Raw genomic sequence first — 15,582 nt, 5'->3', positions numbered from 1 at the left:
ACGTACAGGATCGCGTCGACGGTCGCCCGGCGAGGATGTTTCGGGATACGACCCGGCGACTTGATCAACGGAAGCATCGGTTCCACGATCTCCCATTGCCCGTCGGTCAGGTCCGAGGGATACCGCCGTTCACGCTGCACCACGCCAGCTTCACGGCATCTGCACCCTCGGCAGGGACACGCCGTGCGACACCACTCTCAAACACTCACTTGGTCAAGTAGGCAGCCAGACAACCGGGGAATCGGCTCCGCAACGCCGCCACCATCGCAGGGCGCTTCGCGATCAGCAGCCCTCGGCATTCTCATGGATCTTGAAGCGAGCTAGTTCCATGGTCATCATGAGCGACAAGGTAGCCGTGTGACGGTGACCGCGCGCCCTTGCCGGCCGTGCACCTCGCCCCGGCGACGATGCCGACCGGTACGGCATGCGCCGGCCCGCATGTCAGACGAATGTCAAACCCGTTGACCCATGATGGCGTCCTGTTCGGACCCGGCTGATCGAAGGGTCCAGTCCACGGGGCGGGTCCGGCCGCCGTGACCCGTCACGGCGCCGGCGGGGCTGCCTCCTGGCCGAAGGAGTGCACCCATGGCCCGACCCGCGATTGCCGCCCTCGTGCTGCTGACGGTGACCGCCGGACTTTTCGCACCGTCCGCTCCGGCCGCCGCGGCGCCGGCCGCCGCGGCGCCGGCCGCCGCGTCGTGCCCGGCCGCCGTACCGGACCCGGCACGGGCGATGGCGCGGGCCAGGGCGTGCGGCGTACGGGTCGAGCTGCTCGGCCGGCGCTCGGAACGGGACCAGGTGTTCGCCAACCCGAACGGCACCTACACCCTGGAGACCTCGGCCGTGCCGCGCCGGGTGCGCGCCGCCGACGGCTCGTGGACCGCGGTCGACACCACGCTGCGGCCGGCCGGTGGCACAGTCCGGCCGCGGGCGACGGTGGCCGGCCTGGACTTCTCGACCGCGGGCGCCGGTCCCATGGCGCGGATCGCCACCGGCGGGGGCACGCTGGCGCTGACCGCGCCGTGGAAGCTGCCGGCGCCCGCCCTGTCGGGGTCCCGGGCCACCTACGCCGACGTGCTGCCCGGCGTCGACCTGGTGCTGTCGGCCCGGCCGGAGGGGTTCGCCGAGACGTTGGTGGTGCGGACCCGCGAGTCCCTCGCCAAGCTGCGCACCGTCACGTTCGGCGTGGACACCGGGTTGACTCTCCAGCCGGCCGGCGGCGGGTTCGTGGCCGCCGACGAGCGGGGCCGCACCGTGCTGACGAGTCCGGCCCCGAAGATGTGGGATTCCTCGGGCGGGGCCGGCGGCGTCGGAGTCGCGCGGTCGACGGACGGGCCGGTCGAGGGTGACCGGGTGGCCGGCATCGCGCTGGCGATCGGTAAGCCGGGCCTGACCCTGATTCCGGACCGCGGCCTGCTCGACGATCCCGCCGCCGTCCTGCCGCTCTACATCGATCCGCAGGTGGAGGCCGGCCGCCAGGACTGGGCGATGATCTCCAGCGGCTTCCCGAACGAGGAGTACTACAACTTCGACGGCAAGAGCGACGAGGGGGTCGGCTACTGCGACGTCGGACTCGAGGGCTCGTGCAACCGGAACCAGATCAAGCGACTGATCTGGGAATACGCGATGCCGCCGGCGGTCCAGGGCACCCATGTCCTCGGCGCCACCTTCCGGGCCTGGGAGACGCACGCATGGGACTGCACGGCCGACTGGGTCGAGGCGTGGCAGGTCGGTGCCGTCTCGTCCACGACGAACTGGAGCAACCACGTCGGCACCTGGACCCGGGGCCTGTCCGCGGTCAACATCGCCCGGCGGTCCGGCTGCGCGAACGGGCCGGGCTGGCTGGACTTCAACGTAGGCCCGGCCGTCGTCGACGCCGCCGCCGGCCGGTGGGCCACCGTCGCGATCGGGTTGAAGGCGGGCACCGAGAACAACATGCCGGGTGGCTGGAAGCGGTTCCGGAGCGACGCGCAACTGCTCATCGACTACAACACGGTGCCGCCGGTGCCGGAGGGAACGGCCACGATCGGCACGTCGCAGCGGGTCGGCTGCGACACCGTCGGGCGGGTCAACGCCACCGGCGGCGTCGGGTTCGCCGCCACCGTGACCGACGTCGACGCCGGCGCCACCGTCCTGGGCCGGTTCGAGTGGCAGAACGTGACCGCCGGTGGACCGGTGACGGCCCTGCCCGACACCCCGCTGGTCGCCCCGCCGCACGAGTTCCTGGCCGGCCTGCCCGCCTCGTCGCTGCCCGACGGGCAGACCATCCGGTGGCGGGTGCGAGCCTTCGACGGCCTCGACGACGGCGGCTACACGCCGTGGTGCACGTTCATCGTGGACAACAAGACGCCGGGCCAGCCGGGCATCACCGCCACACAGCTGCCCCCGTTCCCGGCCGCCCCGCCGTCGACCACGCAGGTGGGCTCGCCGGTGACGGTCACTTTCGGCCCGGCGGCCGGCGACCCGGACATCGTCGGCTACTACTACGGGGTCGGCTCGGTGGAGACGGTGCCCACGATCTGGGTCCCGGCGGGGCGGGACGGGCGGGCGTCCGCTTCCCTCGTGCCGGTGACCTCCGGCCTGTCGAAGAACTTCCTCACGGTCGTCGCGGTCGACGTGGCCGGAAACCGCTCGCCGGTGCCACCGACGGCGCCTGACGCGGCCGGGACGCGGCAGTTCCGGGCCAACGCCGCCGCGGCCACGACGCCGGTGCCGGGTGACGCCACCGGCGACGGGTGGGCCGACGTGACCGTGCCGGTCGACGCCGGCGACGGCCAGGCCGCCCTGTGGCGCTGGGCCGCCGGCGCGGGCGGCGGGCTCGCCGCCCCGGCCGCCGTGCAGGACGTCGAGGTCAGATATCCGATCGCGACCACCCGGACGGTGCAGGGCGACTTCGACGGCGACCGGCTCAGCGACGTCGCGGTCCTCACCCCGGACGGCGCGAACGTCCGCCTGTCCGTCCAGCGTTCCACCGGCAACGCCCTGTTCGGCGCGCCGCCGCAGATCCTGACCGGCTGGAACATCAACAACGTCAAGCTGGTGGCGGGCAACTTCGACGCCGACCCGGCCGGCCGGACCGACATCGCCGTCATCCACAACGACGGCAACACGACGTTCTCGATCCGGGTGCTGGTCGCCAACGGCGCACCGGGCGCGCCGACGTTCGCCGCCCCGGCGACCTGGTACACCCACCCGGCCGGCTTCGCTGACTGGGTCAACCTGAAGACCTTCGCGGGCGACTTCGACGGGGACGGCCGGGTCGACATCGGCTACCTCTACCAGTACGCGAACTGCCAGACCAAGATGTGGGTGCACTACGGCACCCCCGGCGGCTTCACCACGGCCGCACTGAAGTGGGACTCCGGCGCCGGGGCGCTCTGCTGGGCGGCGACCGACCTGGTGACCGGCGACTTCGACGCCGACGGGCGGGGTGACGTCGTCCTGCTGAACGACCTCGGTGGCTGCACCACGACCCTGATCCCGTTCTACGGCAACGCCGACCGCACCCTCGGGTCGCCGGGCCGGGTGTGGACGAGCGCCGCCGGCGCGTGGTGCGGCGGCCGGACCGCCCTGTCGACCGCCGGCGCCACCGGCATCGCCGCCGTCCATCGCTGCTGCGCCGGCTTCCAGCTGCGCGGCTACACCTTCACCGCGACCGGGCGGTCGTTCGGCCCGCCGGTGCTCGCCTACCGGGGCGCCGCCGGCCCGCGCGGCACCGTCGCCGACGCCAACCTGCTGATCGGGGCGGCCGGCACGGCGTCCAGCAGCGCACCGAGCGAGTGGGGCTGGTCGCTGCCGGCGGTGACCGACGGCGTCACGGTCGGCGCCGGGTGGAGCTCCTGGTCCCAGGTGGACAACCCGCACACCGAGTGGATCGACCTGGCCCTCCCCGAGCCGGGCCAGGTCGGCCGGGTCGTCCTCTTCCCGCGCAGCGACCCGACAGCCGTCGGCTACAACTTCCCGCAGAACTTCACCATCGAGGTCTTCGACGGCACCGCCTGGGCGCCGGTCGCGAGCCGAACCGGCTATCCCAACCCGAGCACCGCGGACGGGCACCACTTCACGTTCCCGCCGCGCACCGTCACCCGGATCCGGGTGACCGGCACGGACCTGAAACTCATGCAGTTCGCCGAGATCGAGGCGTACTCCGGCTGACCGCAACACCAACGGGGGAGGACAACATGAGATTGAGACGCTCGCCGACCATCGTCGTCGCGACGGTGCTGCTGGTCTCGGCGATCGGGGTGGCACCACCGGTCGCGGCGGCCGCCGCGACCCGCCCGGCCCGCCCGGCCGACCTGGCATCGGTGCCCGGCAAGGACTTCGCGGCGCGCCCGGCGCCGCCGGACCGCACGCCGGCCATGAGATCGGCGCCGGCGGTGCGCTGGCCGTCGACCGCCTCGGCGAAGCTGACGGCTGACAGCCGCACGCCGGCGTGGAGCGGCGCGATGCCGGTCGCGGTGTCGGCCGGCACCGGAGCCGAGGCACCCACTTCGGTGGATGTGCAACTGATCGACCGCACGGTCTCCCGCCGGTCGGGGTACGACCTGGCGGTCCGGCTGGCCCGGGTCGACGGGGGAACCCGGGCCGGCCGATCCCGGGTGTCGGTGCGCTACCACGAGTTCGCCGAGGCCTTCGGGGGCGACTGGGCCCGCCGGCTGCGACTGGTGCAACTGCCCGAGTGTGGCCTCACCACGCCGGACGCCGCGGCCTGCCGGCCGACGGAGCTCGCCACCAGCAACGACGTGGCCGGCGGCGTGGTGTCCGCCGAGGTCGGCCTGGCATCGGCCGGGACGCTGGTCGCGCTGGCGGCCGGGCCGTCGTCGGACGGCGGCGACTACAAGGCGACCGACCTCAAAGAGTCCGGATCCTGGTCGGCCGGCGGCAGCGCCGGCGACTTCACCTGGTCCTATCCGCTGCGGACCCCGCCGGCTCAGGGCGGCCCGGAGCCGAGCGTGGGGCTGGGCTACTCGGCGCAGGCGGTCGACGGGTTCAGCGCGGCCTCCAACTCCCAGCCCTCCGAGATCGGTGAGGGCTTCGGGTGGCAGCCCGGGTTCATCGACCGGGGCTACAAGGCGTGCGTGGACGACGGGCAGGCCAACGTCGGCGACCTGTGCTGGGGCGGCGACAACGCGATGCTCAGCCTGGGCGGCCGGTCGAGCCGGCTGGTCCACGACTCCGCCGCCGGACTGTGGCGGCCGGCGAACGACGACGGATCACGGGTCGAGCGCCTCACCGGACCCGACAACGGTGACGAGGACGGCGAGTACTGGAAGGTCACTACCACCGACGGCACGCAGTACTTCTTCGGCCTCAACCGGCTGCCGGGCTGGCGGGCCGGCACCGATCCGCTGACGAACTCGGTCTCCTACGTGCCGGTCTTCGGCAACCAGGCCGGTGAGCCGTGCAACAAGTCGACGTTCGCCACGTCGAGCTGCCGGCAGGCATACCGGTGGGGCCTGGACTACGTGATCGACCCGCACGGCAACTCGATGTCCTACTTCTACGACCGGGAGATCAACCACTACGCCCGCAACGTGACCGCGACCGACACCCCGGACTACGTGCGGGCCAGCCGGGTCCGGGAGATCGACTACGGCACCCGGCAGGACTCCGGGGCCGACACCGTGTTCGCCGGCACCGCCCCCGACCGCGTGGTGTTCGGCTACGCCTACCGGTGCGTCACGGCCGGCGTGACGTGCACCGAGTCGAATCCGGCCAACTTCCCCGACGTCCCGCTCGACCAGAGCTGCGGGGGCGGGAACTGTGCGGGCAAATACGCACCCACGTTCTGGACCACGCAGCGGATGACCGAGATTCGGACCCAGGTGGCCGGCGGCGCCAAGACCTGGCGGGACGTGGACCGATGGCGGCTGACCCACGAGTTCAAGGACCCGGGCGACGGCAACGCGAAGATCATGTGGCTGAAGCAGCTGCAGCACTGCGGGCTCGCCGGCGGGGAGCTGTGCCTGCCACCCGTGCAGTTCACCCCGGTTCAGAGCGCCAACCGGGTCGACCCGGCCGGCGCGGCCAGCTCCATCATCCGCTACCGGATGTCGTCCATCACCTCGGAGAGCGGGTCGCTCGTCACGGTGTCCTACTACCCGACCGAGTGCGTGGCGGGCAGCAACATGCCCGCGTCGCCGGACGCCAACACCAAGCGGTGCTTCCCGGTCTATTGGATGCCGGCCGGCGCGAGCAAGCCGAAGCTCGAGTATTTCCACAAACACGTCGTGCAACAGGTGTCCACGGTGGACCTCACCGGCGCCGCCCCGGAACAGGTGACCTACTACAACTACGACGCCCCGGCCTGGCACTCCGACGACAACCCGATGATCCTGCCGGCCCGCCGCACCTGGGGTCAGTGGCGCGGCTATCAGACCGTCACCGAAACCCATGGAACGAACGGCACCCCCCAATCCCGTACGGAATTCCGCTACTTCCGTGGCATGAACGGTGACCGGCTCGTCGGCGGGACCCGGACGGCAGCCGTCCCCGACTCCGACGGCGGCACGTCGCCGGACCACGAATGGCTCGCCGGCCAGCTGCGCGAGGAGATCACCTATCTGGGCACCACGGGCGAGGTGATCGGCAAGACGCTCAAGGACCCCTACCAGTTCGGCCCGACGGCGACGCAGTCGCTGAACCAGATCACCACCGAGGCGCGGGTCGTCTCCACCGCGGCCACCACCGTGAAGACCGCGCTGGACGGCGGGCGCGGGTGGCGCACCACCCGGACCGCCAACACGTTCCTGCCCGATCGCAGCGGACGCATCGACCGCGTGGACAACGCCGGTGACCTCGCCACCACCGCCGACGACCAGTGCACCCGCTACACCTATGCGACGAATGCCGCCGGGACGCTGCTCACGAGCCTGGCCCGGGTGGAGACGGTGGCGGTCAACTGCGCCGCCACACCCAACCGCGACACCGACGTGATCTCCGACGTGCGCACCTGGTACGACGGCGCCACGAGCTGGGGCGCCACGGTGACGCGGGGGCTCGCCACCCGGGTCGAACGGCTGGCCGACCCCGGTGGGGGCAACCCGGTCTACGCCGTGCAGAGCCGGACCGCGTATGACGCGAACGGCCGGCCCACCGAGTCGATCGACGCCCTCGGCCGGACCACCACGACCAAGTACACGCCGGCGTCCGGCGGCCCGCTGACCCGGACCGACGTGACCAACGCGCTGCACTGGACCACAGTCACCGATATCGACCCGGCGTGGGGAGTGACCACCCGGGCGACCGACGCCAACGACCGGACCACGCAGGTGGCCTATGACCCGCTGGGCCGGACCACCGGCGTGTGGCTGCCCGGCCGGCAGAGTCCCGCCCTGCCCGACACCGGCTACGAGTACGCCGTGCGCAACGACGGGCCCACCGTGCTGACCACCCTGAAGCTGAACACGGCCGGCACCGGCCAGATCCGCTCCTACGCGCTCTACGACGGGCTGCTGCGCCCTCGGCAGGTGCAGATGCCGGCCAACGGCGGGGGCCGCGTCATCACCGAGACCCTCTACGACAGCCGCGGCCTGGAGGCCAAGCGGCGGCCACCCTATTTCAACGCCGGGTCGCCGAGCCCGCAGTTGTTCGTGCCGACCGGGGACACCGCCGTGCCGGCGCAGACCGTGCTGACCTACGACGGGGCCGAGCGGCTCGACGCCGAGACGTTCCAGGTGGACGCGGTCGCGAAGTGGCGCACCAGGACCACGTACGGCGGCGATCACACCACGACGGAGGCCCCCGCCGGTGGCACCGCGTCGGCCGAGTGGACCGACGCCCGCGGCCAGGTGGTCAAGTCCTGGCAGTACCACGGGAACCTGCCGACCGGCGCCTACGACGAGACCGTGCGGACCTACACCAAGGCCGGCGATCTGGCCTCGGTGCGCGACGGCTCCGGCACGACCTGGCGCTACGCCTACGACCAGCGCCGCCGGCAGATCCGGGACGAGGACCCGGACAAGGGCGCGGTCACCTACACCTACGACGACGGCGATCAGATGCGGACCATGACCGACGCCCGCGGGGTGACCATGGCCTTCGGCTACGACTCGCTGGGCCGCCGGACCACCGCCCGGCTCGGTTCCGCCGACGGCCGGCTGCTCACGTCGTGGAAGTTCGACACCCTCGCCAAGGGCCAACTCACCTCCTCCATCCGGCTGGACGAGGCCGGCAACCAGTACGTCAGCGAGGTCACCCAGTACACCCCGCGCTACCAACCGCTGGGGACGAAAACCACCATCCCGGCCGGCGAGGGCGCGCTGGCCGGCGAGTACACCACGGCGCAGACCTACAACCCGGACGGCTCGGTGGCGACGCGGACCCTGCCCGCCAAGACCGGCGCCGCAAACTTCGGCGGCCTGACTGCGGAGACGATCACCTTCGGCTACACCCCGCTCGGCCTGCCCGACACGGTGACTGGTCTGAGCACCTACGTGACCCAGACCGAGTACCGCCACGACGGCAAGGTGGCCGCGGTGCACTCCAGCGGCGGCCCGGACAAGGACGTGGTGCAGTACATGACCTACGAGCACGGCACCGGACGGCTGGCCGAGCACCAGGTGCTCGCCGACTTCGCGCCGGTCGTGGCGGCCGACACGTTCTACGACTACGACGCCGCCGGCAACATCACGTCAATAGCGGACAAGCTGTCCCCGTACGGTGCCGGTAAGGACGATACCCAGTGCTTCCGGTACGACGGCCTGCGCCGGCTCAGCACCGCCTGGACACCGGCCGACGGTGACTGCGCCGCCGACCCGGCGGCGGCCACGACTGGCGGGCCCGCGCCTTACCTGCGCAGCTACACCTACGCCGCCAACGGCAACCGGCTCAGCGAGACGGAGCAGCGGACCACCGGCAACACGACGAAGACCCTCACCTACCCGGCGACGAACTCGGACCAGCCGCACGCCGTGACGAAGCTGTCGACGGCCGGGCCGGGCGGGACCACGACCGACAGCTACTCCTACGACGCGGCGGGCAACACGGTGCGGCGGCCGGGTGCCACCGACGACCAGACGCTGACGTGGAACCCGGAGGGCAAGCTGGCGAGCGTCACCGAGAAGGGCGCGACCACGACGTTCCTCTACGACCCCGAGGGCGGGCGCCTGATCCAGCGGGACCCGGGCGGCCGCACCCTTTACGTCGGCGGCGTGCAATATCGCGCCACGACCGGCGGCGCGGTCACCGCGACCCGGCTATACCAGCACGACCTGGTCGGGACCGTGGCGAGCCGGGACACCACGAGCGGGTTGTCCTGGCAGGCGACCGACCACCAGGGCAGCGCTGAGATCGCGTTCCGGGCGATGGACATGACCCTGACCCAGCGGCGCTTCGCCCCGTTCGGCCTCGAGCGCGGCACGTCGCCGGCCTGGTCCAACCCGTTCGGCTACGTCGGCGGCGAGCAGGACGCGGCGGGCATGGTCCACCTCAACGCCCGCGAGTACGACCCGAACCTGGGCCGGTTCCTCGCGGTGGACCCGCTCATGGACGTGGGCGATCCGCAGAGCTGGCAGGGGTACGCCTACGCCAACAACACCCCGGTCACCGCCAACGACGCGTCCGGCATGCGGGTGTGCCTGGACGAGTGCGGCGGCGAGGCGGACAAGTACGTCCAGAACGTGCAACGGGAGAAGAAGAAGTGGCGGCAGCACCAGATGAAGCTCTGCCCGCGCAACGTCCCGCGTGAGGACTGCCTGGGTGATTACAAGCCGGCCCCGCGCGGCATCAAGGACAGCCGCAACTACAAGAACGGCACCAAGCTGGTCATTTACCACGACGGCACGGTGACGATCAACGGCTACATGCTTCCGATGGACTACCCCGACCCGTACGCCCTGGCCGACGCGACCGACTCCACGGCGCCGAATGTCAAGCCGGACGGTCGCTACGGGGCGATGAACGACGCCATCCGGGGTGTCGCGGCCGGCTGCGAGGCCATGGACCGCGGTTGCTCGGCGAACTTCCACCGGGCCTTGGAGCAGGACGCGATGACCGTCCAGGGCGATCCCGAGCCGATGGGCACCGTCGGCCTCTGCCTCGGCGGCAGCAACGGCGGGCTCGTGAACGTCAGCGCTTCCGTCTGCGTGCAGATCGACAGCAAGGGCGCGTTCATCTCGGCGACCGGAGCGAGACCGCCCAACCCCTTCGATCCGTCCGACTACAAGAACGGCAGTTATGGCGGGGGCGCCGGAATCGGAGGCGGCATCCAGGTGTCCGACGCCAGGTCGAAGGACAGCCTGGTCGATCAGTTCAGTTATTACGGCGGCGGCGGGAAGTACGGCGGCGAGTACTCCTGGGGCAAGGACGGGGACGGCAGGGACGTCCACGTGGCGTACGCGGGGCGTTCGTTCGGCACCCCGGGCGGGAGCGCGGGCAAGAACTACACCTGGGTGAGCGGCTACGGTCCGCCGTGGACCAAGGCGGCGCTGTGCCCGGTATGCCAGCTCTTCTGACCGCGACCGACCCCCTCCCGGCGGGCCCCCGCCGGGAGGGGCCGGGCGCTACGATATGCAACACCATGGATTTCCTGGTGCTGGGGCCGATGGCCGCCCTGCGGGCGGGACACCGAGTGGACCTGGGCAGTCGTCGCCGTGAGCGATGCCTGCTCGGCTTGCTGCTCCTCGAACCGAGCCGCGCAATCAGCATCGACCGGCTGGTCGGCCTGCTCTGGGAGGGCGAGCCGCCCGCGAACGCGCGGGGCACGCTGAGCAGCCACGTTTCCCGGTTGCGCGGGCTGCTCGACCCGGACCGCGACGGCGGCCACGGCTTCCAGCTGCGCACCCGGGGCGACGGCTACGTCGTCGACGTGCCCCTGGAGAGCGTGGACGCGCACCGGTTCCGGGCGCTCACCGAGTCGGCGGTGACGCGGACCGATCCGGCCGACCGCTCCCGGGTGCTGGCCGAAGCGCTCGGCCTGTGGCGTGGCCCGCTGCTGGCCGACGTGGCCTCCGACTGGTTGCGCGGCCGGGTCGGCGCCGACCTCGCCGAGCTGCGCCTGACCACGGCCGAGGCTAAGCTCGACGCCGACCTGGCCTGCGGGCGCCACGCCGAGGCGGCGGTCGAGATGGCCGGCCTGGTCGCCGACCATCCGTTCCGTGAGCGGCTGGTGTCGCTGTTCATGCTGGCTCTCTACCGCAGCGGCCGGCAGACCGACGCGCTTGCCCTCTACCGCACCGTCCGGGACCGGCTGGCCGAGGAGCTGGGCATCGACCCCGGACCGGGCCTGCGGTCGATGCATGAGGCGATCCTGCGCAGCGCCCCCCACCTCGAACCGGCGAACGCCGGGCCGGTCATGGTCTCGGCCGGCCCAGGTGGCCCGGCCCGGGCTCACCTGCCCGCCCCGCCCCGGCACTTCACCGGGCGCGCCGCCGAACTGGCCGGGCTGACCGCGACCCTCGACGCCGAGCGCACCGACCACGGCCCGGTCATCGCGACGATCGTGGGTCCGGCCGGGGTCGGCAAGACCGCCCTCGCCCTGCACTGGGCCACCGCCGTCCGGGCCCGCTTCCCGGACGGCCAGCTCTACGTCAACCTGCGCGGCTTCGCGATGGACCCGCCGACCCCGCCGATCGAGGTGCTGGGCCAGCTGCTGCGCGCGCTCGGAGTGCCGGCCGAGCGGATCCCGGCCGAGGTGGACGAGGCGGCCGCCGCCTACCGCGGCCAGTTGGCCGATCGGCGGATGCTGGTCCTGCTCGACAACGCGTTCGGCGTCGACCAGGTGCGGCCGCTACTGCCCGGCGGCTCCGGCTGTGCGGTCGTGGTGACCAGCCGCAACCGGCTGGGCGGCCTGACGGCGGTGGAGGGCGCGCACCGGATCGCGCTGTCGCCACTGGCCATCGGCGAGGCGGCTGAGCTGCTGCGGGCGGTGGTCGGCGCGCGGGTGGACGCCGAGCCCGGCGCGGCGGCCGAACTGGCCGAGGCCTGCGGCCGGCTGCCGCTGGCCCTGCGGGTGGCCGCGGCCAACCTCACCGACGACCCGATGGCGCCGATCCGCGACCACGTGAGCGAGCTGCGGCACGGACGACTGAACGCGCTGACCGTCGACGACGATTCGCAGGCGACCGTGCGGGTGGCGCTCGACCTGTCGTACCTGCGTCTGACGCCCGAGGCGCGGCGCCTGTTCCGGCGGATGAGCCTGGCCCCGGGCGCCGACATCGGCGTCCACGGCGCCGGCGCGCTGCTCGGCGTCACCCCGGCGCAGGCGCACCGGGTCGTGGGGTCGCTGGCCGACGCGCACCTGGTCGACGAGCCGCGGCCGGCCCGCTTCACGATGCACGACCTGATCCGGCTCTACGCGGCCGAGCGGCTGGAGTCCGACGAGCCGGCTGCCGGCCGGGCCGAGGCGGCCGATCGGCTGATGGACTGGTACCTGGCGATCGCCGAGGTCGCCTGCCGGCTCGGCACACCGCACCGGCAACGCCCGTCGCTGACGCCGCGCCATCCGCTGGACGACGCACTCGTGCCGGCGCGACTGGAGCCGGTGCTGGCACTGCTCGACGGGGAGCGGAGCCGGCTCGCCGCGGTGACCGGATCCGCCGTCGACCGTGGCGAGCACCGGGCCGCCTGGAACCTCGCCTACCTGCTGGCCGGCTACTACCAGGTGCGCGGCGACGGTCTCGACGGTCTCGCCGTCTACCAGCACGGGCTCGAGGCCGCCGAGCGGATCGGGGACGCCTTCGGCCGGGCGGCGATGCACAACAGTCTCGGCATCACCTACGGCACGCTGCGTCGCTGGGCCGAGGCGGCCGATCATCTGGGGCAGGCGGAGCGCTACTACCGGGAGATGGGCGACGCCGACGGTGAGGCCCGGGTCCTGATCAACCTCGGTCGTGTCCGGTCCGGGCAGCGGCGTTTCGACGACGCCGAGCGCGCCTACGACCGCTCGCTGCGGTTGAGCGCCGACATCGGCGAGCCCCGGCGGGTCGCCCACGCGTGGAACAACCTGGCCATGGTCGACCTGGACGCGGGCCGGCCCGCAAAGGGGGTGCAGCGAGCCGCGCGGTCCCTGCGGCAGTTCCGGGACCAGGGCGACAGCTACGGCCAGGGCATGGCGTTGGACACCCTCGGCCGCCTGCACACGGCGCTGGGCGAGTACGACACCGCGCTGACCTACTTACGGCAGGCCCTGACCGCGTTCCGGGATTCGGGCCGGCGGGAGGCGGAGGGCGAGACGCTGGCCAACATCGGCGCCACCTACCTGCGGCTGGGCGACGCCGGGGCGGCGCTCGAGCACCTCGGCTCGGCGGCGCGGTGCCACCGCAGCGTCGCCGACCCGCACGAGGAGTCGATCGCGCGCCGCCTGCTCGCCGAGGCGCACCTGGCCCGCGGCGACCGGGAGGCAGCGCTGTCCGAACTGGACGCCGCCGGGGAACTGCGCAAGCTGGCCCCCGACGCCGCCGAGGAGGCCACCCTGCGCCGGGTCACGGCAGCGGCTGCCGATCCGTCCCGGGCGTGAGCGTCAGCAGGGGCTCCGTTGCGTTGGGCGATTGCAAGATCGAGGGAAGCTTGACCAGTGAAGTTGTCGATCTGTTCTCGCTCCTGGTCGCCACCGAAGTCGGCGTTCACCGGGTTTCGGTTTCCGCCCGAGGTGATCGTGGTCGCGGTGCGCTGGTACCTGCGTTTCAACCTTTCCTATCGAGACGTGGAGGAACTCCTGGCCGAACGCGGGGTCGAGGTCGACCAGGTGGTCACCGACGCGGCGGCGATCTATCCGGGCGTGCTCGCCGAGCGGATCCCGTCGGCGTGGCACCACGTCGAGCAGTACGTGAACAACCCGATGGAAGCGGATCACAGTCAGCTCAAGCAGCGACTACGACCGATGCGCGGGCTACAAACTGATCGGACAGCGCAGGTGATCATCGCCGGGCACGCCTACATGCAGAACCTTCGCCGCGGCCACTACGAGCTCGGTATCGATGCCCCGCCCGCCGTGCGGGTGGCCACCGCGTTCACAGAGCTCGCCCGGGCAATCTGACCTCGGTAGAGCCGCGGTTCAACGCGTCCACAAATCCGACAACGCAACGGCGCCCTTTCATCGACGGTGAAGATCATCAGCGACCAGAACGAGCCGTCGAGGAGGTTGATGAATACGTCAAGGTTGGCCACCTTCGCCACGATGTCGTCCTCCGGATAAAGCACGAACCGGGCAACGAACGTCGGTTCCAGGAACGTCAGGCACGGGTCGGCGCCGTGTCCATCCGCCAATCCCCAGAACGCCGGGCGGGGCATCCTCATCTGCCGCGATCCGCTCGTTACAGCGAGTCGACCATGAGGGCGGAAGCCTTTATCGGTGGATACGCTGCGCTGATGGCTGAGTTGCCGGAGGCTAGGAGCGTTCCGGTGGTGCGTACAGACTTCACCGACGACGCTGCCTGGGAAGGGATCAAAGAGAAGATCGCGGAGCCGACCGAGGACGGCTTCGGCGCGGACGTGGATTTCGTTGAGGACCACGCGTTGACCGGGCTGGACGAGGCGGCAATCGTAGCCATCTACCCGCGGCGATATCCGCACGATTACCGACACCCGGTGGTGTTCGTGGTCGACCATATCGCCATGTCCATGCCGGAGCACCCGGTGCTGGTCGTCAACCTCAACGCGGGGGTTGATACCCCACCGTTCCGGGCGGTGCCTCAGCAGGTGCAGTCGATCCAGAACAATCTGTCGCTCGCGAATATGGACTACGCGGAGTTCGCGACTTCAGCGGAACCCGATGGTGTCTTTCGAGGTTTCTGACTCAACACGTACGTTGGAGACCCGATCCAAGATCAGGAACACTCTCATATCGCGATGAACTCACTACCCTGCGTTACTGCCGATATCTCCAGTTCGCTGGATCATGCCGAGGTTAGGATGCCGAGACTGGTTCCGGAGGTCTGTTCGGATCCAGACATTCCGCACGAGGGGATTAGATGGGCGCCAAGGACTGGATCCTGATGTATGCCAACAGCGAGATACGTCCGATCCTGCAGTCCGAGCCCACTATGGACCGACAGGCAACGCGGCAGCTCGTGAAGCGACTGTATCCGGGGCGCTCCGTCACGGAGATCGCCGATGGCACGTTGTTCGAGGCCAACCCACCCGATTTGCACGTCTACGCGGCTTGCTTCCCGGATTTGACGGTGGTGTGCACTGGCGACGCTGCCGTGAATCGCCCGTCCGGACTCGGAACGGCCTTCCGGGCCGAGGCCCGCGGCCGAACGCTTCACCTGCACGCCATGCATGGTGTCGTCGATTGGTTCGCCTACGCCATCTGGACGGGCGACGGCGAGCTGAAGCGATCCCTCAGCCTGTCGCCTGACTCGGGCGTCGTGGAGAACATCGGCTCGCCGTTGGCGTTCGAGGGGCCTTACTGGGCCGGCGAGCATGCACTTGAGCCCGAAGACGACGATGAGGACCCATATCCGTTGCCGTTCCACCCGCTGGAGCTGGCCGAAGAAGCGCTTCGAAATCTGTTCGGATTCAACTATGAGGGTATCTACCTCGATGACGATCCCGACTTGGAAAAGACCGTCCTCGCCGGCTACTTGCTGAGTTAAGTCGAGCATCGGTGCCGTACGGATTTGCCGCAGATAACGCGCG

6 protein-coding genes and 1 pseudogene are annotated in these 15,582 nt (G+C 71.2%); all 7 read left to right on the top strand.

Annotated features, from left to right (window positions below):
• Window positions 1-585: 585 nt before the first annotated feature.
• The 7 genes and pseudogenes from Ato02nite_RS46895 to Ato02nite_RS46870 all read left to right on the top strand — a co-directional run bounded on the left by Ato02nite_RS46895 (window position 586) and on the right by Ato02nite_RS46870 (window position 15,539).
• Window positions 586-4,155, top strand: coding sequence for a discoidin domain-containing protein (locus Ato02nite_RS46895; protein ID WP_213013223.1), 3,570 nt, complete (start codon window positions 586-588; stop codon window positions 4,153-4,155).
• A 26-nt stretch (window positions 4,156-4,181) separates the two neighbouring features.
• The gene (locus tag Ato02nite_RS46890; RefSeq protein ID WP_213013222.1) at window positions 4,182-10,457 is read left to right on the top strand and encodes an RHS repeat domain-containing protein; all 6,276 of its coding nucleotides are present in this window, start codon (window positions 4,182-4,184) and stop codon (window positions 10,455-10,457) included.
• 65 nt (window positions 10,458-10,522) lie between these two features.
• Window positions 10,523-13,459 (top strand): AfsR/SARP family transcriptional regulator, encoded by a 2,937-nt coding sequence (locus tag Ato02nite_RS46885; protein ID WP_213013221.1) that lies wholly within the window; start codon window positions 10,523-10,525, stop codon window positions 13,457-13,459.
• A 132-nt stretch (window positions 13,460-13,591) separates the two neighbouring features.
• Window positions 13,592-13,684, top strand: a pseudogene (locus Ato02nite_RS52330) (IS6 family transposase); the annotation flags it as partial.
• Window positions 13,685-13,687: 3 nt separating this feature from the next.
• On the top strand, window positions 13,688-13,978 hold the full coding sequence (locus Ato02nite_RS52325) for a DDE-type integrase/transposase/recombinase (RefSeq protein WP_281419903.1): 291 nt from the start codon (window positions 13,688-13,690) through the stop codon (window positions 13,976-13,978).
• A 332-nt stretch (window positions 13,979-14,310) separates the two neighbouring features.
• The gene (locus Ato02nite_RS46875) at window positions 14,311-14,736 is read left to right on the top strand and encodes a DUF6924 domain-containing protein (protein WP_213013220.1); all 426 of its coding nucleotides are present in this window, start codon (window positions 14,311-14,313) and stop codon (window positions 14,734-14,736) included.
• Window positions 14,737-14,912: 176 nt separating this feature from the next.
• Window positions 14,913-15,539: a DUF6928 family protein gene (locus Ato02nite_RS46870; RefSeq protein WP_213013219.1), complete on the top strand. Its 627-nt coding sequence runs from the start codon at window positions 14,913-14,915 to the stop codon at window positions 15,537-15,539.
• The last annotated feature ends 43 nt before the right edge of the window (window positions 15,540-15,582 follow it).

The organism is Paractinoplanes toevensis, assembly GCF_018332695.1.
In the GTDB taxonomy this organism is placed as follows: Bacteria; Actinomycetota; Actinomycetes; order Mycobacteriales; family Micromonosporaceae; genus Actinoplanes; species Actinoplanes toevensis.
This window is presented reverse-complemented; position numbering and strand designations above follow the sequence as displayed.

Coding starts and splice junctions, on each gene's coding strand:
- Ato02nite_RS46890 (WP_213013222.1), top strand. CDS start 4,182: ATGAGATTGAGACGCTCGCCGACCATCGTCGTCGCGACGGTGCTGCTG.
- Ato02nite_RS46875 (WP_213013220.1), top strand. CDS start 14,311: ATGGCTGAGTTGCCGGAGGCTAGGAGCGTTCCGGTGGTGCGTACAGAC.
- Ato02nite_RS46895 (WP_213013223.1), top strand. CDS start 586: ATGGCCCGACCCGCGATTGCCGCCCTCGTGCTGCTGACGGTGACCGCC.
- Ato02nite_RS46870 (WP_213013219.1), top strand. CDS start 14,913: ATGGGCGCCAAGGACTGGATCCTGATGTATGCCAACAGCGAGATACGT.
- Ato02nite_RS46885 (WP_213013221.1), top strand. CDS start 10,523: ATGGATTTCCTGGTGCTGGGGCCGATGGCCGCCCTGCGGGCGGGACAC.